Origin of the sequence: Actinopolymorpha singaporensis (assembly GCF_900104745.1) — a bacterium.
Lineage (GTDB): Bacteria > Actinomycetota > Actinomycetes > Propionibacteriales > Actinopolymorphaceae > Actinopolymorpha > Actinopolymorpha singaporensis.
Genome location: NZ_LT629732.1, coordinates 2,741,001 through 2,765,643, shown reverse-complemented (window position 1 = coordinate 2,765,643; position 24,643 = coordinate 2,741,001). Strand labels below are relative to the sequence as shown.

The window sequence follows — 24,643 nt, the reverse complement described above, 5'->3', positions numbered from 1 at the left end:
GGGTTGTCCTCGGCGGCGCACCTGGCGTCACCGGTTCGGTCGTCCTCACTTGTTGCCGCCCATCCCGGGCACTCCGCCCTGCAGACCGGCAAGGAAGTACTTCGACAAGAAGACGAACAACACGAGCAGCGGGACGCTGGCGATCGCGTAGCCCGCGAACAGCGGCCCGTACTCCGTGGCGTTCTGGGTCTGGAAGAACTGCAGTCCGGCCGACACCGTGCGCAGCTCGTTCTCGGTGACCGTGAGCAGCGGCCAGAAGAAGTCGTTCCAGACGCCGATCACCGTGACCAGCGCGATCGTCCCGACCACCGGCAACGACAGCGGCAGCATGATCGACGCGAACAGCCGGAGCCCGCCGGCACCGTCGACCCGGGCAGCGTCGAACAACTCCTGTGGCAACTGCTCGACGAACGTCTTCATCAGCAGCGTCCCGAGGACCGCCCCGCCGACCAGATGTGGGATCACCAGAACGACGCGCGTGTTCAGCAGGCCGAGGTCACGCATCAGCACGAACATCGGGATCAGGCTCGCGATGCCAGGCACCATGAGCAGGGCGGCGACCAGCCCGAACAACACGCTGCGACCGAAGAACCGGTAGCGGGCGAAGACGAACGCCGCGACCGTGCACAGGACGAGCGCCCCGGCGATGGCCGCTGCCGCCACGACGACCGACGTGACGAAGTACGGGCGGATCTGGATCCAGGCGCGGGTGTAGTTCTCCAGGTGCAGCGGCAAGGTGGGCAGCCACCAGGACTCGTAGTACTGCTGGTTGGTCTTGAAGGAGGTGACCAGCATGAACAGGAACGGGAACAGCCCCACGAACACGATCAGGCCGAGCACGGCCTTGATCACGGCCTGCTGGCGACGGCGACGGCGACTAGAGCGGGCGGACATCGGCGTCGCCCTTCCTGCGTACGAACACGATCACGACACTCAGCGCGATGGTCATCGCGAACAAGGTGGTCGACAAGGCCGCGGCGTAACCCCACTGACTGCCCTGGAACGCCACGCCCAGCATGCGCAGGACGGGCACCTGGGTGGCGTTGTCGGGCCCGCCACCGGTGAGCAGGTAGGCCGCGAAGCCATACTGCAGAACTCCGATCGTGGCCAGGAACACCAGCAGCTTCAGCTGGCCGGCCATCAACGGCAGGTCGATCGCGACCAACCGGCGCAACCGGCCGCACCCGTCGAGTTCGGCCGCCTCGAAGATCTCCGCCGAGACGTTCTGCAAGGTGGTGAGGAACACCAGGAACGGCAGGCCGGCCACGAACGGGAACCCGATGAACAGCAGGGACATCAGCGCGTACTTCGGGTCACCGACCCAGTTCTGCGCGAGGAAGACCAGGCCGACGCCGCGTAGCACGCGGTTGATCACGCCGTTGCCGGGCTCGTACATCGCCGCCCACAACAAGACCGTGACCACTCCCGGGAACGCCATCGGCGCGATCAGCAGGGTGCGGAAGGTGAACTGCGCCCGCTTGCTGTCCAGGCTGATGATCAGTTCGGCCGCCAGCAGCGGCAGCGCCCACGCGATGGTGACACCGAACACGAAGATGAAACCAAGGTTGCGGAACGACTTCCACCACAGGTCGTCGGCCATCATCGTGGCGTAGTTGCCCAGCCCGACGAAGGGCGAGTCGAACCCCGGCCGCCACTCGTAGAACGAGTGCCAGATTCCACTGGCGGCCGGGTAGTACGCGAACACCCCGAGGGTCACGAAGAGCGGGGCGAGCGCGAGATAGGCGTACCACGGGAAGCGGGTGCGCCGTCGGCGCCTACCGGTCCGCCCTTCCGGACTCGGCTGGCCACCACGACCTTGTGAGCCGCCCCGGTGCTCGACCGCTGCGGTCACTACTTCGCCCACGGCTCCTTGTCCCACTTGTTGTCCTTGACGGCCTGTCGCTGGCCCTTGGTCCACATGTCCTGCAGGTAGGACTCCTGCTGGGGCAGGGACTTCGTACCGAGTAGCCAACCCTCGTACAGGCTGAGCGTGGTCACGCCCGGCGGACCTCCCGGTACGGCCAGCGGGATCGAGTCACCCCAGTCACCGTCGGCGAACGCCTTCGTTGCAGTCGCACCGCTGGCTCCCTCGACCGCGGAGATGCCGCCGGTTCGGGACAGCCAGGGCTGGATGTTCGCAGGCGTGCTCACGAACTGCAGGAACTTGACCGCAGCGGCCAGCCTGTCGCCCTTGATGGTCGACGGAACCATGTAACTCGTGCCGCCGACCCCGGCTCCGAAGCGCGCCGGCGCACCTGTGGCCAGCCGCGTCGACTCCTTGGTGACCTGCGGGAAGGGCATGCTGGCGAAGGAGAACTTCACGTCCTTCAGCGCGCTCACGCCGAAGTTGACACCCCACGCCATCCCGGCCTTGCCGGACGCGAAGTCGCGCAGGCCGACGACCGCGCCGTTGAGCCCTTCGGTGTTGCCGGACCAGTCCTTGTCCACACAGGCGTCCCACATCCGTTTGATGAGCTTGTGGGACTCCACCACCTCGGGCGTCCTCGTGGTGAGCTCACCGGTCAGCACCGCCTTGGCCATCGACTTCCCGGCGACCACCGGCGCACCGGTGGACGAGAATGCCTTACCAGGCTTGCCGTCCACGGTGTAGACGTTGAGCTTGTCGACCCAACTGTCGAGGAGCATCCCGCTGATCGTCGTCATGGTCCAGCCCGGGCCGAGGTCGGAGCGGTCCATCGCCAGCGGGGTGTAGCCCGCCGCCTTCAGCCGTCCGCACGCGTCGATCAGATCCTCGAAGGTCGCGACGGGCGCCTTGAGCCCGGCCTTGTCGAAAGCGTCGCGGTTGTAGAAGATCCCGGTGCCGACCAGGTTGAACGGTACGAACTCCACATGTCCTTCGGCATTGCGACTGGAAGGGTTGCCGATTCCGTAGTAGCGCTTGCGAAACACGTCCAGCCACCGTCGACTACCGGGGCCCTTCTTGATGTAGGGGTTCGGCTTCTTCAGGTAGCCGTCCAGCGCGGTCACCATGTAGGGCTGGTGCGGCGCCTGGTTGAAGACAAGCTCCGGCGCGGTCCCGGCGGCCAGGTGGGTGGAGATCGTCTGGCTGAAACTGTTCAGGGGAAGGACGACGGTCTTCACCCTGATGCCGGGCTCGGCCTTCTCGAAGGCCGCGACCAGATCCTCCCAGGGCTTGCCGAACGACGAACCACTGTCGTTCCACTGGTTCGGGCCCTCCACGGTGATGGTGAGCTTCCCGTCACCGCCGGTCGAGTCCGCGGAGTCACCCGCGCAGGCCGCTCCGGACAACGCCAGCAGCAGTGCCACCACGACAAAGAACGCCGAACGCAGGCGGCGCGGCCGATTCGTGCGCAGAACCGCCGGAGCGTGGTGGGGCGCGGCCATGCTGGTCCCTTCCGGCACAGAGATTGAGCGGAACCTGGGAGCGGAGCAGGAGAACGAAACCCGGGAGCGGTTCCACGCATCCTCTGCGGTCGGTGCGGCCGGTGTCCAGATCACTGTCCGCAGCCGGTCCGGCACCGTCCAGTACTGCCGGCAGGGGCTTCAGCACTGCCGGCATGGCGGCGGCCTTCTCATCGAGGCCACAGCGCGAGCAGGATGGTGACGCCGACGACGACATCGAAGACCATGCACCCTTCGGCGTACGCCCGCGGCACCACCGCCCGGGCGCGGTGGTGGGCGAGGTCCCAGCCGGCGTGAGCCAGCCAGCCGGCGGCGACCAGCACCGCGGCGAGCCTCTCGTCGGCGCCGGCCGCGGCCAGAGCGAGCAGCACGTACGCCGCCAGCCCGGCCAGCTGGATCGCGAGCACCCGGCGGTTGCCGAACTCCCGGCGCCACAGCCCGAACACGAGGTAGCCGCCGGACAGGACCAGCAACAGCCACGGCTCCACCGGGAGCGGGTCGTTCACCCACGCGCTCACCGTCACCACCAGGGCGAGCAGGCTCGGCCAGCGGCGGGCGACGGCGGCCCCGACGCGACGGGCTCTGCTCGGCCCGGGGGCCGGAACCCGATGGTGGTTATGGTGTGCGTACTCCCCCGGCCGTAGGAGCATCGCCACCGCCATCGCCGGCAGCATCAGCAGGTGACCACCGACGAGCATCACGTCGCCGGAGACGGCACCGAGCCAGTACGGGACGAGAAACAACCCGAACGGCACGTACATCGCCGCACTCATCTGCGCGATCGGGGTCCAGCCGTGCCGCCGGTGCCGCATCCAGATCGCCATCCCGACGGCCATGTTCGTGGCCATCACCAGGGCGCCGACGTCGGAACGGTCGAGGATCTCCCGGCCGCCGAAGACTGCTGTTGCCGTCGTCCAGACCGGGCCGAGCAGCACCATGCCGGCGACCATGGCCACTACCATCTCGAGGTAGTGCCGCACGGCGATCCACAGTGGACGGTCCCGGCGCCTGGGAGGAGCGGTGTTGGTGAGCTGATCTGTCGTCATGGGTCGAGCGTGGATCCGGCCGGGCGCAACCCCCAGATGCGGATTGTCATCGTCTGCCCGTGCAGTTCGCAGGTCTTGCCGCGGCACTGTGGCGGGTGAGGCGGTCCGGTGTCCCGGCCGCCTACGATCTGGGCGTGACCACTCTGAGCGCGATTGCGGGCAGCGAACCCGCCGACGCCACGGACCCCCGGCTGCGGCGGGCCCGGTGGGCGACCATCGGGTCACTCGCCGCGGGCTGGCTCGCCTGTATGGCGATGCCGTACCTCGCCGTGTTCAGGGAACAGCGGCCGGCGTGGGCCGTGCTCGGCGCCGTGGGTACCACCGCGTTCGGGGTCGCCCTGGCCGGCTGCCTCTACGCCACCGCGACGCCGTGGCTGGCCGCCCGTACCCGCCGTCGGCTGCTGGCGGCCTTCGGTGCCACCTGCGTGGCGTCGGTGCCGCTGGTCGCGCCGGTCGGTGGCACCGAGTGGCTGACGTGGGCATGGTTCGGCGGAACGACAGCGGGCTTCTCGCCGATGCTCACCGGCCGGCGGCACGCGCTGGCGGTGGCCGCCGCTGTGCTCGGCTGCGCGACAGTCGTGGCCCTGGCGACGGGTGCGGCGGTGTGGGCGTTCCTGGTGGTGACCGCCTCGCTCGCGGTGTCCGTCGCAGCATTGAGCGGGCTGCAGATCTGGTTGTGGAGCCTGCTCCTGCAGGCACGAGCCGGGCGGGACGCGCAAGCTCGCCTTGCGGTGACCGAGGAACGCCTGCGCTTCGCCCGCGACGTCCACGACCTGCTCGGTCATCGGCTCGCCGTGATCGCCTTGAAGGCTGAACTCGCCGCACGGTTGGCCGGCACGGATCCCGGCCGGGCCGCGGACGAGTCGGCCGAGGTGCAACGCCTGGCCGCCACCGCGTTGTCGGAGGTACGCGAGGCTGTGCACGGCTACCGTTCGATCGACCTGTCCGATCAGCTGAGTGCTGTCAACCAGGTCTTGCGTTCGTCCGGAATCCGTTGCACGGCAACGAACTCCGTCGATGACCTGCCTGCCCACATCGCCACTGCGTTCGCGCTCACACTACGAGAGGCGGGTACGAACATACTCCGGCACAGCAGGGCCACGTGGGCCACTGTCGCGATTGCACGGGACGCGGACCAGATGACGCTCACCGTCTCCAACGACGGCGCGGACCGGTCCGGTCCCGATCGCCACAGCTTCGGGCTGCGTGGCGTCGCCGACAGGCTTGCCGAGCTGGGCGGTTCCATGAACGTCGAGGAGGTGAACGACGTGTTCACGCTCGCGGCGACCGTGCCGGTCGATCCCCCGCCGACCGCTTCGGCCGGACCGCCGGACGTATCGTGATCCGCGTGCTCCTCGCCGACGACGAGGAACTCATCCGCACCGCGCTGGCCGCGCTGCTCGACCTCGAACCCGACCTGGAGGTCGTCGCGCAGGCGGCCGACGGCGCGACCGCGGTCGAGGCGGCCCGAGCGCACCGGCCAGACGTCGCCGTAGTCGACCTGCAGATGCCGGGGCTGGACGGGCTGGAGGTCACCGCCGAACTCCGTCGCGTCCTCCCCTCCTGCCACGTCGTCATCCTCACCGGCCGCGGCCGGCCGCCGCATCTGCAGAAGGCACTCGCCGCCGGGGCGAAAGGCTTTCTGCCGAAGGGATCTCCCGGTGGTGCGCTCGCCGAGGTGATCCGGCGAGTCTCGGCGGGCGGTCGGTACGTCGATCCGGCACTGGCCGCCGACGCGCTCAGCGCCCCCGAATGCCCGTTGAGCCCGCGCGAGCTGGAGGTGCTGCGCCTCGCCGAGTACGACACCCCGCTCACGGTCGTGGCCCGCCGGATGAACCTCTCCCACGGCACGGTTCGCAACTACCTCGCGGCGGCTGTCACCAAGCTCGGCGTACGCACCCGCGGAGAGGCCTTCCGCGCGGCCCACGATGCCGGCTGGCTCTGACCGCGCAGGTTTCGCAGGAGCCCTCAGGCCTTCTGCCGTACGACATTCCACGACGGACGGCTGTTGAGCGCCTGTACGTCCGTGTCGCTGAGCCGCCGCTGGGCGTCGAACATGTCGGCGAGTTCCTCCGGCGTCAGCACGTCGGCGATGTCGTCGAAGCCGTGGGGCGCGCGTTCGGTGACCAGCTCGATCGTCTGCTCCATGGGCAGTTCGCGCTGGGCGAGTACGAGTTCGGTCGTGGCGGTTCGCCGTTCGGCCTCGTAGGCCGCCAGTCCGGCAACCGGGTCGTCGGCCATCGCAAGCTCCCTCGCCAGGACGCGAGCATCGAGGACGGCCTGCGATCCGCCGTTGGAACCCACCGGATACATCGGGTGCGCGGCGTCTCCCAGCAGAGTGACCCGTCCAGTCCCCCAATGAGGTAAAGGATCCTTGTCCACCATGGGATATTCCAGGATCCGTTCCGTACGGGAGATGATCGCTGCGATGTCGGGGCCGGGAAGCCGCCAGCCGTCGTAGTGCGGGAGTACGTCCTCCAGCCGGCCGAGCCGGGACCAGTCCGCGACGGGTACCGGGCCCGGCTCCGCGAGCGTCACCTCGGCGACCCAGTTGAGCAGCGCCCGCCCGCGGGCCTGGGCGGCAGCGGAGACGGGGTAGAGCACGAACTTCGCCGATCGGTTGGAACCCGCGACGATCATCGTGGCGCCGTCGAGGTAGGGCTCACCTTCGACCACTCCGCGCCACATCCGGATCCCGCTCCACAGGAGCGGTCCGTCGTCCGGATGGAGCCGGGCACGGACCGTCGAGTGCAGGCCGTCCGCACCGACGAGTACGTCAGCCCTCCTCGACACGTGCTCCCCTGTCCGTACGTCGCGCAGGTGCGCCGTGACGCCGGCGCCGTCCTCCTCGAGGTTCTCCAGCGCCAGTCCGGTCGAGATCCCGCCGAGGCGTTCGCGTACCTCGGCAAGGAGCATCATCTGCAACTCGCCGCGATGGACGGAGTACTGCGGCCAGTCGTATCCCGCGAACCTCCCGCGCGGAATCGTCACGATCGTGCCGCCGAACCTGTCGGTGTAGGTCATCCGGCTCGTCGGTATGCCGATCTCGGCGAGCGCATTCCCCAGGCCGAGTTCGGTGAGTTCACGGACGGCGTGGGGTTGCAGGTTGATTCCCACGCCGAGCGCCCGGGGCTCCACGACGTACTCGACGACCTCGCAGTCGAGACCGGCCGCGTGCAGGCTGAGCGCGGCGGTGAGGCCCCCGATCCCGCCTCCGACGATCAGTACCTTCATGCATTCCTCCCGCAAGATCGCCGTCTCACTCGACATGATCAACCACACCACGGTGAGGTCACACCACCACGATGTGTACTTCTTGACACCATGATCCATGGTCCGATGCGCACCCGCCGGGTAGGTCCGGTAGGACACTTCCTACGGCAGACGTCTTTCGACGAACTCCCTCAGCGGTGGCGGCGCCTGCCGACGAGTCGTTCCTTTCGGCGAAAGGATCCTTCAGCCAGACGCAGTCCTGCCCCGACGCCGATCGCGTCGGGGCAGGACTTTCGTCCAGCAAGCCGGGTCAGCCGAGCATGCCTGGCCCTGCACTCAGGTGGAGCGGGCCGCAGCCGGGGCAGGTGCGCCCGCCGGCTCCAGCGCGACCGGCGGCGGGGCGTCCTCGGTGCCGGGCACCTCGGTTCCGTTGATCGGGCACCGGCTGGTCTCGGGGATCCGGACCAGCGAGATGGCGCCGATCGCGCAGGCGGCCATCATGTAGAACGCCGGCGTGAGCGCGACTCCCGTCTTCGCCGTCAGCCAGTCGTTGACGGCCGGTGCCGTGCCTCCGAACAACGACGTCGAGACGTTGTAGGCGATCGCGAACCCGGCATACCTGATGTGGGTGGGGAACATCGCCGGGAACGTCGCGGAGATCGTCGCCAGCTGCGGGACGTAGAGCAGGCCGAGGACGGCGAACCCGATGATCGCCCCCACGACGTTCGTCGCCATCAGCATGAACATCGGCACGACCGCGATGAACAGCCCGCCGAGCGACAGCCACCACATCGGCTTGCGGCCGAACCGGTCGGAGAACGCACCTGCGAACGGCACGAACAGCATCATCGCCAGCATGCCGATGATCGGGACGACCAGCGAGACGTTCGCGCTCAGGCCGATCTCAGTCTTGAGGTAGGTCGGCATGTACGTCAGCAAGGTGTAGTTGACGACGTTCAGTGCGATCACCAGCCCACCGAGCTGGAGGATGGGCCGCCAGTACTCCGTGATCAGGCTCCGGAACGGGTGGTGGATCCTCTCCTTCTCACCCGATGCCTCCAGCTCCTGGAACACCGGCGTGTCCTCCAGCCTGGAGCGCAGGTAGACGCCGATCAGACCCAGCGGCGCGGCCACGAGGAACGGCAACCGCCAGCCCCACGCGTGCATGGTCTCGTCGCCGAGCGCCAACGAGCAGCCGAGCATCAGCAGAGCACCGAGCGAGAAGCCCGCCAGGGTGCCGAACTCGAGGAAGCTGCCGAAGAAGCCACGACGCCGGCTGGGCGCGTACTCGGCCATGAACGTCGCCGCACCGCCGTACTCGCCACCGGTCGAGAACCCCTGGATCATCCGCAGGACGACCAGCAGTGCGGGCGCCCACAGTCCGATGGAGTGGTAGGTGGGAATGAGCCCTACCGCCAGGGTCGCACCGGACATCAGCAGGATCGTCAGCGCGAGCACGTGTTTGCGGCCGAGCCGGTCACCCAGCGGCCCCCAGATCAGACCACCCAGCGGGCGGACGAGGAACGACACCGCGAACGTCAACAGAGCAAACAGCGTCGCGTTCTGGGTGTCACCCGGGAAGAACGCGGCCGAGATGTAGATGACGCCGTACGAGTAGATGCCGTAGTCGAACCACTCGGTTCCGTTCCCGATGGCCGACGCGGCGATCGCTCGGCGCAACACCCCGGATGGTTGTTCCTTCTCCACGGTCGGTCTGGCGGATTTCTGTGAACTCACTAGTCCTCCTCGGCCGGTTCCGGACGGGGCACGCTAGCAGTGTCCTGTGCAACGTTTCAAAACCCGAACTGTCGCAGGCAAGCTCGGCTTGCGCCTGCATGCGAGCGGGACCCCATTGTGACAACTGCCCGCCTGAACAGCAGCCCGGCGGGCAGTGCCCGGCCGCGCCGGTCCAGTTCGTCACCGCCGACGGCAGACGACAGTTGTCCGACAACGGACAGCGTTTGCCCACCGACCGACTCGGGCGTGGTTCGCCCTAGTATCGAAGGAAATCACGGCGGGCGTCCGGCCCGCCGGGCCCCGTACGTCCATGAGGAGACTCATGAAGATCACGGACGTCAAGACTTTCCTGGTCCACGACCGCGAGCGCCCGAGCCGCAACTACACGTTCGTGAAGATCTACACCGACGAGGGTGTGACCGGTCTCGGTGAGGCCGGGGTCACGGGCCGTGAGCTGGCGGTACGCGGGATGGTCGAGAGCTTCGCACCCATCCTCCGCGGGATGGACCCGACCCGGATCGAACACATCTGGCAGACGCTGTGGCGCGGCCACTTCTTCCGTGGCGGGCACGTCCACTCCGCCGCTGTGGCTGCCATCGACATCGCGCTGTGGGACCTGCGCGGCAAGGTACTCGGCGTCCCTGTCTACGACCTGCTGGGCGGACGCACCCGCGACTACGCACGCTGCTACTGCCACGTTCAGCAACCTGGCGCCGGCCACGGCCCACGCGGCGCGATCGACGCGATGGTCGACTACGCGAAGGGCCAGGTCGAACAGGGCTGGCAGTTCATCCGGTTCGGGGCCGGCGAGGGCAGCAGGCAGGGCGCGGAAGGCATCTACGAACAGTCCCGAGCGGTGCGGTGGACCGTGGAGGCCTTCGGCGCGCTGCGGGACGCGGTGGGCCCGGAGGTCGAGATCTGCGTAGACTTCCACCAGCGCACCACTCCGCCGTACGCCATCGAACTGGCCCGCGAGCTCCAGCCCATGCGGCCGTTCTTCATCGAGGATCCACTGCGGGCGGAGAACCCCTCGGAGTTCGCCTACCTGCGCCAGCACATCTCGGTGCCGATCGCCACCGGCGAGCAGCTTCCGAGCAAGTGGGACTGGCGCGAACTCGTCGAACAGGACCTGATGGACTACTGCCGGGTGGACCTGTGCATCTGCGGTGGCCTCACCGAGGCACGCAAAGTCGCCGGCTGGTGTGAGACGCACTACATCGAACAGGTCCCGCACAACCCACTCGGGCCGGTGTCAACCGCGGCCTGCCTGCACTTCGACCTGTCCACACCGCTGTTCGCCGTCCAGGAACTCACCTGGCGGCCGGACATCCTCGCCGACATCGTGACCACCGACATGCGGCTGGAGGGCGGCAACCTCTACAGCGGCGGATCCCCCGGCCTCGGCGTGGAGTTGGACGACGAGGCGGCACTCGCCGAGCCCTATCAGATGGCGGGCACGCACATCCTCCGCCGGGAGGACAACTCCGTCTCCGACTGGTGACAGCGTACGAAGCCGCAGAACCAACGCAACGAGACGAGGCGGGGAAGACAGTCATGCGGGTGAAGGAAGTGCGTACGGCCTACTCGGTGCGCCCGCACGCGGCCCGGCCGATCCGCGACGCCCTGCAGACCCTGACCGGCGGCGGTTCGGTGAGCGTGGAGATCGAGTCCGAAGGCGGACTGGTCGGGCGCGGCTCGTCGTCATTCGGGCGGATCGACGGGGCGCCGAAGGCGTTGTCGGTCTTCATCGACGAGGTGCTCGCTCCGCTGGTGGTCGGCCAGGACGCCACCCGGATCCCGGCGATCGTGGAGTCGCTGAAGATGGAGACCGAGTACCACGGCACCGCGGGGTTCGCGACGTTCGGCATCAGCGCGGTCGACGTCGCGTTGTGGGACCTGCTGGGCAAGGCCCACGGCGTGCCGACGTACCAACTCTGGGGCGCCCACCGCGATCGCGTACCCGCGTACGCGATGGTCGGCTGGTCCAACTACGACCTCGACGAACTCCGGCAGCAGTGCGGCGAGGCGGTCGCGCAGGGCTTTCGCGGGGTGAAGATCAAGGTGGGCGCCGGTGACCTGGACGACGACGTACGCCGGATCGAGGCAGTCCGGTCGCAGGTCGGCCCCGACGTCGCGCTCATGGTCGACGCCAACCAGGTCTTGACACTCAGCGAGGCGCTGCGCCGGGGCGAGGCGTTCGGCGAGCTGGGCGTGACGTGGTTCGAGGAACCACTGCCCGCACAGGACTTCGCGGGTTACGCCGAACTCACCAGCCGGCTGCTCATCCCGGTCGCTGCGGGTGAGAATCTCTACGGTGCCCGCCAGTTCCGTGAGTTCTTCCAACGCCGTGGCTGCGACATCGTTCAGCCGGACCTCCGCCGCGCGGGCGGGCCGACCGAGATCCGCGCGGTCGGAGCGCTGGCCTCGGCGTTCGGCGTACCGTACGCCTCTCACGGCGGTGGTCCGGCTGCGCTGAGCCTGCTGCTGTGCGCACCGACCGCGGTCTGGCTGGAGACCGGCCTGCGGTCGTCGCCGTCGGCGTTCCCGCGACTCGAGGGCGGCTGCGCGCTTGCTCCGCAGGGACCCGGTTTCGAGTGGGAGTGAGCCCCTCGCCACCGCGGACACCGAACCCTGGCGTCTCCCGCACGGCGCCGACCGACGACACGCACGACCGGCGGTTGCTGTCGGGCGTCGTCGGACAAGCGGGTGCGGTGGCCGTCGCCGTCACCGGTGGCGCCGCCTCGGCCGCGCAGGCACTGGTGAACGGCCGCCTGGCCACCGGCCTCGGCACGCCGGTGACCGCGGCGCTGGTCAGCAACGGACTCGCCACCGTGCTCCTGCTCGTGATCGCCTTCGCCTCACCGGCCGTGCGAACCTCGTTGCGGCGCGTCGCTCGCGAACGGTTGCCGTGGTGGGCCTACCTGGGCGGCGTCCTGGGAGCGGCTTCGGTCGCCGGTACTGCCCTGGCCGCGCCGATCCTCGGAGTTGCGTTGTTCACCGTCGTCTCGGTCTGCGGCACCGGAGTGGGCGGCCTCGCCGCCGACCGGGTCGGTCTCGGCTCCTCCGGTCGACTCCCGGTGAGTACGGGAAGGGTGGCCGGGGCGGCGCTGGCCGTCGTCGCGATGGCCGTCGCTCAGATCGGTCATTCGGCAGCCCACGTGGCGCTCGCGGTGATCGTCTTCGTCCTGGTCCTCGGCATGGGACGGTCGGTCCAGGCCGCACTGAACGCCAGGCTGGCGACGGTTGCCCGCAACGTGGGCGCGGCGTCGCTGGTGAACGCGACGGTGGGCACCACCGCGCTCGGCCTGGCCGCGGGAGTGCTCGCCACTGTGGGTGCCCTGCCGTTCGCCGGCTGGCCGGCAACCTGGTGGGCCTACCTCGGTGGCGTGCTCGCCCTCGTGGTCACCGGCGCGAACATGATCGCGGCCAGGTCGATCGGCGTACTGCGGACGGTGCTGGCGGCCCTGTCCGGCCAGCTGGTGTGCGGAATCGCGCTGGACGCCCTCGTGCCGTCCGAGCCGATGCCCACCGGCTGGCTGTTGCTGGGTTCGGCACTGATGGTGCTGGCAGTCACGGTGTCCGGGGTCACCGCCGCCCGGGACAAGCAGACATCGGTCGGGCCGTAGCCGGCCAGCCGCCGGTACGGGCAAGGACGGCTTGCACCACCTGCTCGACCGTACGCCCGTCCGTGTCGACCCGGAGGTCGCCAACCCCGGCTTGCTCCAGGCGGGCCGCGGCCGTCGCCGCGTCGTTCGCCATCTCCCGCAGGAAGGAGTCCGGCTGGCCTCTCAGCAGATCGCCGGGCTGCCACCAGCTGCCGCCCCGGCCGCGCCTCAGCATCCGGCGGGTCAGTTCCTCCGTCCCGGCGTGGAGCCGGCACACGGTCAGCGTCGCGGCCGGCACCGCGTCGGCGTAGGTGCGTACCGAGGCGGGGTCGTCGACCGGCCCGTTGACGACCAGGCACCGAGCTCCGCCGGCATGGAACGTGTCCCACACTGCCGCGAGGTTGTTCGCCCTGATCTGGTGGGGATCCACGCCAGGGGCCTGGACCCGGAAGTGGCCGAGCTGGTCCAGGTCGACGAACGCCGCGGGCACGCCCCCTGCCCGCGCGTGCTCGAACAACTGCCAACCCACCGTTGACTTGCCGACCCCACTGGCGCCGCACACCCACACGATCGGACCGGGTGCGTGGCTGATCCGTCGCGGCGCCGGCCCGGCAGCCGAGACCGTCCCTGCCGGGCCCGGCCACTGCCCGATCCGCGCACGCACCAGGCGTACCACCTCGGGGACGGGCAGGCCGGTGGTGTCGACTCGGACGTCGCCGGAGTCGCCGGCGTCCAGCGCCGCCGCCTCCCGTAGGACGGCGTCCACCAGCTCGGCCTGGACGCCGCGGCCGACGAACCGCTCACGGAGTACGTCGTCGGCGGCCCGCAACCGGCACACGGTCACCGCCGCCCGCGGCAGCGGCCCCACCGGTGCGTCGCTCTCGGGGTCGAGGAGCCCCGAGGCGACCACACACCTGACCCCGGCGGCCGCGTAGTTGGCCACGACGGCAGCGAGGTTCGTCGCCTGCATCCGGTGGCGGCCCGGATCGTCCGCGGGCTCGGGATAACACATGCCGAGCTGGTCCAGGTCGACGTAGGCGGCGTTCACACCGGAGCCGACCAACTGGGTGAAGACCTCCCAGCCGACCGCCGACTTGCCTACTCCCGGCGGCCCGCAGATCCACAGCACGGGAACCAGCTCACTCATCCCGCGGACAGTACGCCCCACTCCCCCGCGGGCGCGAACGACTACCTCTCGTCAGGCTCCTCGTACAGGCGCAGCAACTCCTGCCGGTGGCGCGGCACCGGCAACAGGTCTCGTACCTGGTCGATCCGTCCGACCGGCCAGCGGCGTGCGATGCGGTCCACCGCCGGGTCCGTGATCCGCGTCCGAAGCGCGCCGGGGAAGTCTCCCCAGACGACCTCGAACGGGCGGTTCCACAGCTGGTGCACCTCGGTGGAGACGGGCTCGGTGACACCCAGCGCGTTGTGCATGGCCGCGACCGATTCGTAGGCCACTGCCAACGCCTCCTGGCGTTCGGGCCAGCTGACCGCCCGAAGAGCCCGCGTGAGTACGGGCGACAGCCCGGCGCCGCAGGCGAGCTTGGAGAAGGCGGTGCCGAACCACTTGGAGTACGGCGCGTACTGGCGTTCCATCAGAAAACACAACGCCATCAGGTCGTGCACCAGCTGAGCACCGATGATCGCCGACCCGAGTTCGTCACCCACGTAGCCGGTTCGACCGACCAGGTTGGCCTCGGGATGGACCCGCCACCAACCCGCCAGCAGGAGGTAGAGCCAGACGTCGTGCGGGTAGTAGGCGAACCGGTCACGGACAGCCTGCAGCCCGACGTCGTCGTGGTGGACGGCGCCGGCGGTGAACATCCGGAGTCGTTCCTCGGGAAAGGTGAGCCAGTCGTGCGCATCGAGCTCGTCGTCGAGGTCGAAACCCAGGTGGGTGAGGAAATAGCCACGCAGGGTGTGGATCTCGTATTTGGTCGGATGGTCCGCGAACCTGGCGGGCAGCCGCGCCCGCAGTGCGTCGTCGAGAGCATCACCGTGCCGGGCCTGGTCCTTCTCACAGAGGAAGACCAGCACGCGCGCATCCCAGTCGTGGTCCGCGGACATCTCGTCGTCGAAGCCCAGCACCTCCGAGCCCCGGCCGAGAAGCGCCGCGCTGTGCGGCAACCCCGGAGACGTCGCGTCCAGGACCGGCCGCACGGCCTCGTGGTAGAACCGCGCGCTGAGCTCCCTGCCGGAAGCGAATCCCGTCATGGAGATGGACTCTACGGAGTCCGGAACCCCGCGCGGGTGAGCACGTCCCGTCCACGACCGGACAGCACGTAGTCGACGAATCTCCTGCCACCGTTCGGGTTCCGGCCGTCCTTCAGAACGACGATGGGGTACGCGTTGACCGCCTTGGCCGACTCGGGAAACTCCACCCCGTCGACGTCGGAGGCGGCCGAGCGGACGTCCGTGCGGTAGACGAGTGCCGCGTCGACCTCGCGGATCCTGACCTTTGTCAGGGCGCCCTTGACATCGGGCTCCAGCGTCACCGGAGTGAGCTTCACGTGGGCCGCCGTCAGGGCCCTTCGTGCTGCCGCGCCGCAGGGCACCTGCTCCGCGCACAGCGCGACCTTCGTCCCCGGCCTCGTCAGATCGTCCAGCCCTCGCACGTGTTTCGGGTTTCCCTTCGGCACCGCGATCACGAGCTGGTTGCGGACGAAGGTGGTCGGGCTGCCGGCCCCGTGACCCTGCTCGGTCACGGCCTGCATGTTGGCCGGGGCGGCCGAGGCGAACACGTCCGCGGGGGCGCCCTGGTTGATCTGGGTGGCCAGGGCGGAGCTGCCGCCGAAGCTGAGCCGCACCGTGACGCCCGGGTGGGCGGCCTCGAACTCCTTGCCCAGCGTGGTGAAGGACTCGGTCAGGGAGGCGGCGGCGAACACCGTGATCGTCCCGGAGACCTTCGGCATGTGGGACTTCGTGCTGGTGGCACTCCTGCCGGGAGGGTTGCCGGAGTCGTCGCCGGCGGAGTTCGTACCGCCCCCGCAGCCGGCCAGGCCGACCAGCCCGGCCAGCCCGGCCAGCGTTGCCGCGGCGAGGACGGCGACGGCGGGGCGCAGGCGCGCGCTCATGACCGGTCCGCGCGTTCGACCACGACGTTCGTCGACTTGATCACCGCGACGGCCACCGAGCCCACCTCCAGGCCGAGTTCGTCCACCGCCTCCCGGCTCATCAACGAGACCACCCGGAACGGCCCGGCCTGGATGTCGACCTGGGCCATCACGGTGTCCTTGGCGACGGCGGTGACGATGCCGCGGAGCCGGTTGCGGGCGGAGGAGAACCTGGTGCCCTCGTCCGCGTCCGGGTCGCCTGCCTGCGCACGGGCGAACGCGGCCAGGTCCTGCCCGGCCACCACCCGGTGTCCCTGCCCGTCCCGGTCCGCGGCGAGCCGGCCTGCGTCCACCCAACGACGTACCGTGTCGTTGCTGACGCCCAGGAGCTCGGCGGCCTCACTGATTCGAAACGATGCCACGCCGACACCATAGCGGGCGCAGGTGCCAGCCGACAGCCCCGAACCGCCTCGCATCTGCGCCTCACTCTGCGGACTACTTCCGGCATCTGCCGGACGGTGTTCTCAGTCGGCCGACCCGGCCGAGTCGGTCTCAGCCGTGGCTGCCGACGGTCACCCGGCCGATCGTCAACGTCGCGTTGCCCTGCAACACCTCACCCACCCGGCACACCTGCAAGTCGAGCTCCCCGCGCTGGGCAGGGGTCAGGTCCACCAGCGGCTCGACGGTGACCGCGATCCGCCGGCCGCTTCGGCGCTGGTGCCACAGTCCGCCGACCACCCCGTCGACCAGGAGCACCTGGAAGTTTCCGCCGAGGATCCGGTCGGCAGCGCGTCCCGGACATAGGTGCTCGGGCGGCTGGTTCCCCACCCGGTAGGCGTATCCGTCGAAGTACGGCAGCAGGCGTACCCCGCTCGGCATCTCGTCCGGCACGTCCGACTCGCCGGCCGGCAACCAGGCAGGGCTCCCCTCGACGTCGACCTGGCACAGCTGCCCGGTCGCGGATTCGAACACCGAGTGTGCCCACGACACCGGCGCGTTCAGCCAGTGCGCGAACCGCTGGGGAGTCGACGGGCCGTACGCACGCAGGTAGCTGCGCAGGAGCCGGGGCAACGCCTCCTCGGCCGCGGCCGGCCGGAACGACGGAAGCCAGCGACGCGGGTTGGTGTAGGTCACGTTGCGGCCGCGGTTCGGTCCGAAGCACAGCGACCCTCGATGCCCCGCGAGGTGCTGGACCTGCCGCCACCGTGGCCAGTACGTCTGGAACGCCGGCATCACCGGATCCGCGGCCCACGGCCCGGCGAGGTCCGCGACGGCTTCGGTGAGTTCGTCCACGGTGAGCTCGGTACCCAGCAACGCGGTGCCGATCGCGTCGAGCACGGCCTCGGTCTGGTCCGGGCTCATCCGCACCGAGTCCGGAAGTGGGCTCGGGCCGAGCGCGACGGCGGACAGCGCGCCGGTCCAGACGGCGAGCTCGGCCGCGGGCAGGAGGTGAACGGTGCCGCGTGGCCCGAACGTCTTGATCAGGCTGTGCTCGTTCCACAACGCGTGCCGGACGTCGACGCGGGTGGCGCCCTCGATCCGGAGCGCGATCCCGAGTTCGGCGGCCGACATCACCTGCGCATGGGTGCCGGCAGTCGCCGCGACGATCTCGGACGGACGGGCATCCTTGGCCGGGCGGGCCAGGGCGTGCACCTGCAGGCGCCGGGCGCACACCTGCTGCCACGTCAGCCGCGTGGGGAGCTGGTTGGTCATGGCCGCAACCGTAGGAACCATTGCGGCCAGTTCCCGACCTCTGCGGGCAGGTGTGCGTCCTACGAATGCTGATCGGGATTGGTCCAGTAGAAGGTCTCGGGGTCGTAGACCGCCGGGGTCGGGTGGGTCCAGGCATTCACCCAGCCGCCGGCCGCGAGACTCTCCCGTGCCGGCACGTTGCGCAGGTCCTTGTGCACCACGGTCACCTGGGGCGCGTCGGCCACGCAGCCCATCAGGAACGGACCCTCCTCGATGTGCACCTTGTAGATCTCCCACAGAAGCCGGACCTGTTTCATCCGGTCGGTCTCGACCCGGCCCTTCCTGTACAGCTTCCACAACCGGTCGATCGGACTGTCCGGCTCGGCCAGCAGCCACGGCGGCTGCCGCTTCCACGGATCCTCGTGCGCCTGTGCCTTCAGCTTGCCAGGATCGGCTGTCTGCAAGGCGAAACCCTGCGCGTGCAGCGGTGCCCAGTGCGCGGGTGGTACCGGTACCACAGGGGCCGGGTAGATGAGCGGGGTGTCACTGACCTCCCAGGTGGTGTACGACATCAGCCGGCCCGCCTCCCAGCGCTCTCCGAACGTCGTGGGCGGGACGGGGTTGAGTTCGGTGTCGATGCCGACGGCGCGCCAGTTCTTCTTGATCACGTCGTTCTTGACGATGTTGGTCCGGTCGGTGTCCGCAGGGTAGTCGAGGGTGATCTTCAGCCTGGAACCATCGGGCAACTCCCGCTTGCCGTCACCGTCCCGGTCGACCACGCCGAGTTCGTCCAGCATCGACTTGGCCTTCTCCGGGTCGTACGTCAGGTAGGAGTCGCGCCAGCGTGCGTACGTATTCCGCCCGGTCTCGTCGACGATGTACTCGTACGCCGTCGGGTGGGTGGTGCCGGTGGTCTTCTCGCCGGTGTTGAAGTAGACGGACTTGCGCACCTCCTCCCGATCGTAGGCGTGCGACAGCGCCTGCCGGAACGCAGGCTTCCGGATCAAGGTGCGCAGCTTCTCGTCGGGATAGTCGTAGTTGAAGAAGAACAACGTGCCGGTGCCCGACCCGGAGTTCCACAGATGCACCTGCATGCCGCTGCGCTTCGACGACTGCTTCAGGGACGACACGTCCGGCAGCCCGATGCCCACGAACGGCCCGTGACAGTAGTCCACCTTTCCTTCTGTCACCTGGAGCTTGCGCACCTGTGGGTCGACGACCGTGGTGAACGTGAGCGTGTCCAGGTAGGGAAGCTGGCACCCGTCGGGCGCGACACACCAGTAGTAGGGATTGCGCTCGAACGTCACCGCGCGGCCCTCGCGGTTGCTCGCGAGCCGCCACCCGGTCATCGTCGGGCATGCGGGATTGGTGGCCCAGTTGGCCAAGTCGTCGTGGGTGTTGAACCAGGCCTTGCTGGTGATCGCCTTGTTGTACTTCGGGTGGAACCGCGACACGTAGTGCTTGGGCTGCATCCAGGTGGCGCCGTTGCCACGGTTCACCCAGGCCGCGAGGCGTTCGGGCAGGACCGGCGCAGGCGCGTCGAAGGTGAGCACAAGCGTGTGGTCGTCCGGCGCGGTGAACTTCGCCAGCGTGTCCGTACCCGACCGCACGTCGTCCGGCGGCACCTCCGGGTGCTCCTTGTCGAGCACCAGGTCCTCCCACCAGTACATGATGTCGGCGGTCGTCCACGGCCTGCCGTCCGACCAGCGCAGTCCCTTGCGGAAATGCAGGGTCCACTCGGTGGAGTCGGCGTTCGGCTCCCAGCTGTGCACCAGCCCGGGCCCGATGTCCAACCCGTCGTTGAGCCACCGCAGCAAGGAGTGGCCGTACATGAACTCCTTGTTCGACCCGTCCTCGGTGCTGGTGCCGACCAGCAGCAGGCCACCACCGTACTTGCCGGGGGACAACCAGCGATGGGGTACGACGTACGGCTGTTCGGGAAGGCGCTCCGCCAGCGGTGGAAGGTCGCCGGCCCGCACGCGCCTCGCCAGAGACGGGGCCTCCTTCAGCCGGCTCGGGACCTTCGGCGGCTTCGTCAACGAGCCCTTGCCCACGGCTGGCCGGCCGGACCGGCCACCTGACGCGCTCGGTCCTCCGCTCTTCCCCGCCGACGAGCACGCTGTGAGCGTGGCGGCCACCGCCGCCGCGGCCGACAGGCGCAGGACGTCCCGGCGACTCGGTGCGGTGGTTGCCATCAGCGCACGCGGAACCGCTCGGCCAGCCGGGTCGTACGCCCAGCGAGGTCGGAGATCCGGGATCCGTCGAACCCGAACAACGCGCTGCGCAGCCGGTCCTCCAGGGGGTCGACCCAGTGCGCCGGGATCGCACCGGCACCCACCAGGGCGCCGGCCACCGAACCGGCCGTCGCGCCGTTGGAGTCGGTGTCCCAGCCGCCCAGCACGGTCAACGTGATCGTCTGCGTGAAGTCGCCGTCGCCCCACAGCAGTCCGGCGGCGACCACGGCGGCGTTGTTGATCGTGTGCACCCAGCCGTAGTGACCGTACCGCTCACCGATCTCGGTCCGCGCAGCCTCCCAGGTCAGTCCGCGGGCATGCATGTCCAGTACGTCGCGCAGCGCTTCGGCGAGCCGCGACGCGGGTGGCACCACGCCGCACGAGACCTCCAGCGCCTCCCGGGCCGAACCCGCGGTGAACGCGGCGGCCACCACCGCGGCCGCCCACATCTCGCCGTAAACGCCGTTGGCGACATGGGAGAGCACGGCATCCTGGTAGGCGAGGCGAGCCGCCGACGCCGGGTCACCGGGGAACACGTAGCCGAACGCGTCGCCGCGAATCTGCGCACCGATCCATTCGCGGTACGGGTTGCGGTAGACCGCCGTGGCCGGCGCGTGCAGGCCGAGTGCCAGATTGCGGTAGGCCACACGTTCGGCGGTGTAGGTCTGGTGCAGTGGCAGCAGAAGCCGCCACGCGTCCGCCACGAGGTGCGGTGTGAGATCGGTTCCATGTTGTTCGAGCAGATGGAGTCCGAGGACCGTGTAGTCCACGTCGTCGTCGCGTGAGCTGCCGTGCACGTTGCCGCGCGTCGTCTGGGAGGCGTTCGGCAGGATCCGGTATCCCTCGGGCACCGGATCCATCAGGGGGATGTAGTCGTCCAGCGGCCAGGCATCAGCGAGCTCGAGGTAGGAGCGCAGGTGCGCGGGTGTCCAGTGGTCGCCGGACTCGACCGGCTTGCCCAGCATGTTGCCGGCGACCCGCCCCAGCCACGCGCCGTGGATGCGGTTGGCGAGGTCGTCACCGGTGGGCGGCACGGACGGTGCCGGCTCGGTGAGGGTCGCGGCCAGCTCCTCCCAGTCGGTGGGTTCGACGTAGGACCACCCGGATCGGTCGTCGGTGGCCTCCTTCTTCGCCAGGTCGTCCAGCAAGGCGCCGAGGTCCGCGGCACTGCCGTCAGCGAGGTCGGCCAGTCGGCGCTCCTCCTCGGCCACGTCGAAACCGGTCTCACGAAGTTGGCGGATCTCCCAATCGGCGAGGTCGCGCAGGTCGATCGCGTCGTGCATCGCTGGCCTCCTGGTGTGGCTGGGCGCGGACGGGTGCCGCGCGTCCACGTAACCCCGGTCCGTGAAGGACGGTCAAGGAGAACAGGTCCGGCCGCCGAATACGGCCACCCGTCCGCGGCCGACGGGAGGGATCTCGTTCAACGTCCGCCGACCCTGCTGGAGGCGGTGGCCACGGCGGCACCCGCCGCGAGTGCCGCGACCACCAGCCACGCGACCCGGGGCTGGTTTGTCGTCGCGATCAGCCCGATCGCGGCCACGCCGACCGCGGCGCCCAACTGAGCCGCGGTGTTCAGTACCCCGGCAGCGGTTCCCTTGAGGTGCACGTCGACGGTGGTGCCCATGTCGTTGGCGGCGACCGAGGTGATGCCGATGCCCAGGCCACTGATCGCGGCGGCCAGGCCGATCCCGGTCACCTGCGGCCAGACGACGAACACCAGCGTGCCGACCGCCACGACACCCAGGCCGGCGGACACGGTGTGACTCCAGCCGAGCACCGCGACCAGGCGAGGCGAGAGAGTCGAACCGACGACGGCGAGGATGCTGAACGACACCAGCAGCGTCGCCGCGCGCAGCGGTGTCAACCCAAGCTTGCCCTGCAGGTACAGGGTGGCCACGATGACCGACGAACTGGTTGTCGCGGTGACGAAGAACGACCCGAAGGCGCCCCATCGCAGACCGCTCGAACGCCAGGCGGCTCGGGCGACCAGCGGACGGCGTAACCGGCGTTCGAGCAGCACGAAACCCGCGGCGGCCAACAGCCCCAGAACGGTCACCGCCACAGCGAGCGCGCGGGACCTGCCCTCACCGAGCATCGTAGTGCCGGCCACGACTCCCATCGCTCCCCCGGTGAGCAGCAGTGACGACCACCAGCCGATGCGATCTTCCGAAGCGCCGGAGTGGTCGCGTGGGATCGTTCCCACGATGCCCGCCGCAAGCCCGGCGGCGAGCACGATGTTCAACCAGAACACCGCCCGCCACGACACGACCTCGGTCAGCACACCACCGACGAAGAACCCCGACGCTCCTGCGGTGGCGCCGGCCGCGCTCCACCCGGCAACCGCGCGCCGGCGTACCGGACCTTCGGGGACCACCGTCGTCAGCAGCCGCAGTGCCGACGGGACCGACGCGGCAGCCGCGGCGCCCTGCAGTGCCCTTGCCGAGGCGAGCATCCACACCGACCCGGCCAGCGCGCCCAGGACCGACGCGGCGGCGAACAGCGTGAGTGCCGCGAGGACCACCCGGCGATGGCCGAGGCGGTCACCGATCCGCGAGGCCACCATGAGCAGGCCACCGAAGAACATCGCGTACGCCGTGACGACCACCGTGCCCGCGGCCGGAGTCGCGCCGAGATCGGCCAGCATCCGCGGCAGGGCCGTCACCACGACCGTCACGCCGAGCACGTCGACGAACTGAACCCCGCACAACGCCACGGCGGCCGAACCGGACCCGGACTCCGCAGCCCGGTTCCCCATGTCGGCGTTTCCGGCTAACTGGGTCACACCGGAAACATGCCAGGTGCGCACCGGCACCGCAACTGGTAAAACTGACTTTGATGGAAACAGCTTCGACCCGGCCGTCCGGCCCGAGGGAGCTGCCGATCGTCGGCGGCCACCTCGCACTGGACTTCGCCAACACCGTCGACGACCCGCTCGGGCCACAGCGGCACGACCACGCGGCGACCTACGACGACCTGCTGCGCTGGTCCACCAAGGTGAGGATGATCAGCGAGTCGCAGGCCGGCCGGCTTCGCCGCCTGGCGCGGCGGCGACCCGACGAGGCCTTCCAAGCCCTCGAGAGCGCACACGAACTCCGCGACGTCCTCAACGAACTGTTCGGCCACATCGCCGAGAGCGGGCCCGACGCCACGCAGACCGCGAAGCACTGGACGCGCCTGCGCCCGTTCGTCACCGACGCGATGGCTGCGGCCACCCTGGCCGGGCCCGATCCCGACGACCGCGACGGTCACCACACGTCGGGCCCGCGCCCCGGATCACCCCCGCTGCGATGGGCGTGGCCGCGGCCGGATGACCTGGCCGTGGTCGTGCACCCGATCGCGGCAGCCGCCGCCGATCTGCTGGTAGGCGACCAGCTTCGCCGGGTTTCGCGGTGCGCACGCTGCCCCTGGTTGTTCCTGGACACCTCGAAGAACCACAGCCGCCGATGGTGCGACATGAACGACTGCGGCAAGGCGCAGAAGATCGAGCGCTACGTCGCCCGCCGCGCCGCCGCCCGGCGCGGCGGCGCGGATCACTGAACGGCGTTCAGCAGAGGCGGTCAGGTGTGCAGTCCCGGCGGCGCATGGCGGTCAGCCGCGGCGCAGGACGATGGGGGCGAACGGGTTCTGCACGCGCGGGCCGTCGATGACCGGTCCGTCGTCGCCGAACTTCAAGCGGGACAGCCAGACGAGCCGGCCGGAGGGCACGCCGTCGGGCTCCCAGGCGTGGTAGACGTACCACCAGTGCGGCCCGACCTTGATCGGCATGCCGTGACCGGGTCCGGAGGCCACCTCATTACCGGACAGGATCGGCCCGCTCCCCTGCTTGGTCCACGGCCCGGTGATCTTCGAAGCCGTTGCCCAGCAGACGCCGTAACTGTCGTTCCAGTACTCACCGGTCGAGTAGAAGCAGTAGTACGCGCCTTGGTACACGATCACCGACGCGCCCTCGATCGTGTACTTCTCGTACGGCTGGTCCATGCCGATGATCCGCTGCCGGTCTCCCTGGAGCTCCAGGCCGTCGTCGGTCAGCCGCTGCAAATAGATGTACGACGGGAGTCCGACCGCGTTGCCGTCGTTCTTCCACAGCAGCCACAACGAGCCGTCGGTGTCGCGGAACGGTGACGCGTCGATGCTTCCGCCCTCGTCGGCCTGTCCGACCAGCGGTGCGGACCGGTCGTCGACGAACGGTCCGGCGGGTGAGTCCGAGACCGAGACCGACACCGCCTGCTGCCCGTTGTCGGCGCGACGCGCGGTGTAGTAGGAGTGGTAACGATCCCCTATCCGCATCACTTCCGGTGCCCAGTGCCGACCGGACACCGACCAGCTTGCGATCACGGGCATGCCGTTGCCGACCTTCGTCCAGTTGACCAGATCCGGCGACGTCAGCACCGGCATCGCACCCATGCTCCCGGCAGTGGAGTACAGGTAGAACGCTCCGTCGGCGAACAGGACCGCGGGATCGGGATGGTTCGTCGGTTCGACGGGGTTCTGGTATCCGCCTGCCTGCGCGTTGGCCGTACCGCCCATGAGGAGGGCCGCGGCGGCGCCTCCGGAGGCCGCCAGCATGGCCCGTCGACTCAGGGCACCGGTGAACGGGGACGAGGGATCCTGCGGCATGCCTTCTCCTTTGAAAGGGACGTGAAGCGTCCGAGCCGTACGAGTGGCGCCGAGCAAGTGAT

The 24,643-nt window shown here is 69.4% G+C and carries 21 protein-coding genes; 6 read left to right on the top strand and 15 right to left on the bottom strand.

Features of this window, described 5'->3' with window-relative positions:
• Positions 1-45: 45 nt before the first annotated feature.
• From BLU27_RS12565 to BLU27_RS12550, 4 genes are all read right to left on the bottom strand, one after another.
• A complete protein-coding gene (locus BLU27_RS12565; RefSeq protein ID WP_092653499.1) occupies positions 46-894 on the bottom strand; it encodes a carbohydrate ABC transporter permease in 849 nt (282 codons plus the stop codon).
• Complete coding sequence (locus BLU27_RS12560; RefSeq protein WP_241827934.1) at positions 878-1,864, bottom strand: carbohydrate ABC transporter permease; 987 nt, start codon at positions 1,862-1,864, stop codon at positions 878-880. The genes BLU27_RS12565 and BLU27_RS12560 overlap by 17 nt, the downstream gene beginning before the upstream one ends.
• Positions 1,852-3,366 carry an ABC transporter substrate-binding protein gene (locus BLU27_RS12555; RefSeq protein ID WP_092653497.1) on the bottom strand — a complete coding sequence of 505 codons (1,515 nt, stop codon included), beginning with the start codon at positions 3,364-3,366 and terminating at the stop codon, positions 1,852-1,854. The genes BLU27_RS12560 and BLU27_RS12555 overlap by 13 nt, the downstream gene beginning before the upstream one ends.
• A 188-nt stretch (positions 3,367-3,554) precedes the next feature.
• A complete protein-coding gene (locus tag BLU27_RS12550) occupies positions 3,555-4,430 on the bottom strand; it encodes a hypothetical protein (RefSeq protein WP_092653495.1) in 876 nt (291 codons plus the stop codon).
• A gap of 134 nt (positions 4,431-4,564) precedes the next feature.
• On the opposite strand from BLU27_RS12550, the gene BLU27_RS12545 reads away from it, so the two are divergent.
• Both BLU27_RS12545 and BLU27_RS12540 read left to right on the top strand, forming a co-directional pair.
• Entirely contained in the window at positions 4,565-5,773 is a 1,209-nt protein-coding gene (locus BLU27_RS12545) for a sensor histidine kinase (RefSeq protein ID WP_241827933.1), read from the top strand.
• A gap of 5 nt (positions 5,774-5,778) precedes the next feature.
• Positions 5,779-6,375, top strand: coding sequence for a response regulator transcription factor (locus tag BLU27_RS12540; protein WP_422386091.1), 597 nt, complete (start codon positions 5,779-5,781; stop codon positions 6,373-6,375).
• A gap of 23 nt (positions 6,376-6,398) precedes the next feature.
• Here BLU27_RS12540 and BLU27_RS12535 read toward each other — a convergent pair whose 3' ends face one another.
• Positions 6,399-7,763, bottom strand: a complete 1,365-nt coding sequence (locus tag BLU27_RS12535; RefSeq protein ID WP_197681813.1) for a flavin-dependent oxidoreductase — start codon at positions 7,761-7,763, stop codon at positions 6,399-6,401.
• Positions 7,764-7,979: 216 nt separating this feature from the next.
• Positions 7,980-9,380 carry an MFS transporter gene (locus BLU27_RS12530; protein WP_092653492.1) on the bottom strand — a complete coding sequence of 467 codons (1,401 nt, stop codon included), beginning with the start codon at positions 9,378-9,380 and terminating at the stop codon, positions 7,980-7,982.
• Between the two features lie 322 nt (positions 9,381-9,702).
• Between BLU27_RS12530 and BLU27_RS12525 the strand changes: the two genes are divergently transcribed.
• Genes BLU27_RS12525 through BLU27_RS12515 form a run of 3 tightly spaced genes read left to right on the top strand, consistent with a single transcriptional unit; the run spans position 9,703 to position 13,006 of the window.
• Positions 9,703-10,881, top strand: coding sequence for a mandelate racemase/muconate lactonizing enzyme family protein (locus tag BLU27_RS12525; RefSeq protein ID WP_172804945.1), 1,179 nt, complete (start codon positions 9,703-9,705; stop codon positions 10,879-10,881).
• Positions 10,882-10,934: 53 nt separating this feature from the next.
• Positions 10,935-11,984 (top strand): mandelate racemase/muconate lactonizing enzyme family protein, encoded by a 1,050-nt coding sequence (locus tag BLU27_RS12520; protein ID WP_092653488.1) that lies wholly within the window; start codon positions 10,935-10,937, stop codon positions 11,982-11,984.
• Positions 11,981-13,006 (top strand): DMT family transporter, encoded by a 1,026-nt coding sequence (locus tag BLU27_RS12515; protein WP_172804944.1) that lies wholly within the window; start codon positions 11,981-11,983, stop codon positions 13,004-13,006. Before BLU27_RS12520 ends, BLU27_RS12515 begins: the two co-directional genes overlap by 4 nt.
• Here BLU27_RS12515 and BLU27_RS12510 read toward each other — a convergent pair.
• From BLU27_RS12510 to BLU27_RS12475, 8 genes are all read right to left on the bottom strand, one after another.
• Positions 12,966-14,132 carry a hypothetical protein gene (locus tag BLU27_RS12510; RefSeq protein WP_092653484.1) on the bottom strand — a complete coding sequence of 389 codons (1,167 nt, stop codon included), beginning with the start codon at positions 14,130-14,132 and terminating at the stop codon, positions 12,966-12,968. The two genes, BLU27_RS12515 and BLU27_RS12510, sit on opposite strands and share 41 nt — an antisense overlap.
• A gap of 41 nt (positions 14,133-14,173) precedes the next feature.
• Positions 14,174-15,199: a DUF4037 domain-containing protein gene (locus BLU27_RS12505; protein ID WP_092653481.1), complete on the bottom strand. Its 1,026-nt coding sequence runs from the start codon at positions 15,197-15,199 to the stop codon at positions 14,174-14,176.
• Between the two features lie 11 nt (positions 15,200-15,210).
• On the bottom strand, positions 15,211-16,059 hold the full coding sequence (gene modA / locus BLU27_RS12500; protein ID WP_092653479.1) for a molybdate ABC transporter substrate-binding protein: 849 nt from the start codon (positions 16,057-16,059) through the stop codon (positions 15,211-15,213).
• Positions 16,056-16,460: a TOBE domain-containing protein gene (locus BLU27_RS12495; RefSeq protein WP_092653477.1), complete on the bottom strand. Its 405-nt coding sequence runs from the start codon at positions 16,458-16,460 to the stop codon at positions 16,056-16,058. Before BLU27_RS12495 ends, modA begins: the two co-directional genes overlap by 4 nt.
• 130 nt (positions 16,461-16,590) lie before the next feature.
• Positions 16,591-17,751 (bottom strand): winged helix DNA-binding domain-containing protein, encoded by a 1,161-nt coding sequence (locus BLU27_RS12490; RefSeq protein ID WP_197681812.1) that lies wholly within the window; start codon positions 17,749-17,751, stop codon positions 16,591-16,593.
• Positions 17,752-17,810: 59 nt separating this feature from the next.
• Complete coding sequence (locus BLU27_RS12485) at positions 17,811-19,925, bottom strand: ABC transporter substrate-binding protein (protein ID WP_092653473.1); 2,115 nt, start codon at positions 19,923-19,925, stop codon at positions 17,811-17,813.
• Entirely contained in the window at positions 19,925-21,247 is a 1,323-nt protein-coding gene (locus tag BLU27_RS12480; RefSeq protein ID WP_092653471.1) for an ADP-ribosylglycohydrolase family protein, read from the bottom strand. The genes BLU27_RS12485 and BLU27_RS12480 overlap by 1 nt, the downstream gene beginning before the upstream one ends.
• 137 nt (positions 21,248-21,384) lie before the next feature.
• Positions 21,385-22,719, bottom strand: a complete 1,335-nt coding sequence (locus tag BLU27_RS12475; RefSeq protein WP_092653469.1) for an MFS transporter — start codon at positions 22,717-22,719, stop codon at positions 21,385-21,387.
• Positions 22,720-22,799: 80 nt separating this feature from the next.
• Here BLU27_RS12475 and BLU27_RS12470 point away from each other — a divergent pair, with 80 nt between their 5' ends.
• A complete protein-coding gene (locus BLU27_RS12470; RefSeq protein WP_092653467.1) occupies positions 22,800-23,501 on the top strand; it encodes a CGNR zinc finger domain-containing protein in 702 nt (233 codons plus the stop codon).
• Between the two features lie 51 nt (positions 23,502-23,552).
• Here the strand turns inward: BLU27_RS12470 and BLU27_RS12465 are convergent, their stop codons facing one another.
• Positions 23,553-24,581 (bottom strand): glycoside hydrolase family 43 protein, encoded by a 1,029-nt coding sequence (locus BLU27_RS12465; RefSeq protein ID WP_092653465.1) that lies wholly within the window; start codon positions 24,579-24,581, stop codon positions 23,553-23,555.
• Positions 24,582-24,643: the final 62 nt, after the last annotated feature.

Excerpts from the sequence above, each read along its gene's own strand:
- BLU27_RS12535 (WP_197681813.1), bottom strand. The coding sequence starts at position 7,763 with ATGGATCATGGTGTCAAGAAGTACACATCGTGGTGGTGTGACCTCACC.
- BLU27_RS12525 (WP_172804945.1), top strand. The coding sequence starts at position 9,703 with ATGAAGATCACGGACGTCAAGACTTTCCTGGTCCACGACCGCGAGCGC.
- BLU27_RS12475 (WP_092653469.1), bottom strand. The coding sequence starts at position 22,719 with ATGGGGAACCGGGCTGCGGAGTCCGGGTCCGGTTCGGCCGCCGTGGCG.
- modA (WP_092653479.1), bottom strand. The coding sequence starts at position 16,059 with ATGAGCGCGCGCCTGCGCCCCGCCGTCGCCGTCCTCGCCGCGGCAACG.
- BLU27_RS12555 (WP_092653497.1), bottom strand. The coding sequence starts at position 3,366 with ATGGCCGCGCCCCACCACGCTCCGGCGGTTCTGCGCACGAATCGGCCG.
- BLU27_RS12520 (WP_092653488.1), top strand. The coding sequence starts at position 10,935 with ATGCGGGTGAAGGAAGTGCGTACGGCCTACTCGGTGCGCCCGCACGCG.
- BLU27_RS12465 (WP_092653465.1), bottom strand. The coding sequence starts at position 24,581 with ATGCCGCAGGATCCCTCGTCCCCGTTCACCGGTGCCCTGAGTCGACGG.
- BLU27_RS12485 (WP_092653473.1), bottom strand. The coding sequence starts at position 19,925 with ATGGCAACCACCGCACCGAGTCGCCGGGACGTCCTGCGCCTGTCGGCC.
- BLU27_RS12550 (WP_092653495.1), bottom strand. The coding sequence starts at position 4,430 with ATGACGACAGATCAGCTCACCAACACCGCTCCTCCCAGGCGCCGGGAC.
- BLU27_RS12470 (WP_092653467.1), top strand. The coding sequence starts at position 22,800 with ATGGAAACAGCTTCGACCCGGCCGTCCGGCCCGAGGGAGCTGCCGATC.
- BLU27_RS12510 (WP_092653484.1), bottom strand. The coding sequence starts at position 14,132 with ATGAGTGAGCTGGTTCCCGTGCTGTGGATCTGCGGGCCGCCGGGAGTA.
- BLU27_RS12505 (WP_092653481.1), bottom strand. The coding sequence starts at position 15,199 with ATGACGGGATTCGCTTCCGGCAGGGAGCTCAGCGCGCGGTTCTACCAC.
- BLU27_RS12490 (WP_197681812.1), bottom strand. The coding sequence starts at position 17,751 with ATGACCAACCAGCTCCCCACGCGGCTGACGTGGCAGCAGGTGTGCGCC.
- BLU27_RS12565 (WP_092653499.1), bottom strand. The coding sequence starts at position 894 with ATGTCCGCCCGCTCTAGTCGCCGTCGCCGTCGCCAGCAGGCCGTGATC.
- BLU27_RS12480 (WP_092653471.1), bottom strand. The coding sequence starts at position 21,247 with ATGCACGACGCGATCGACCTGCGCGACCTCGCCGATTGGGAGATCCGC.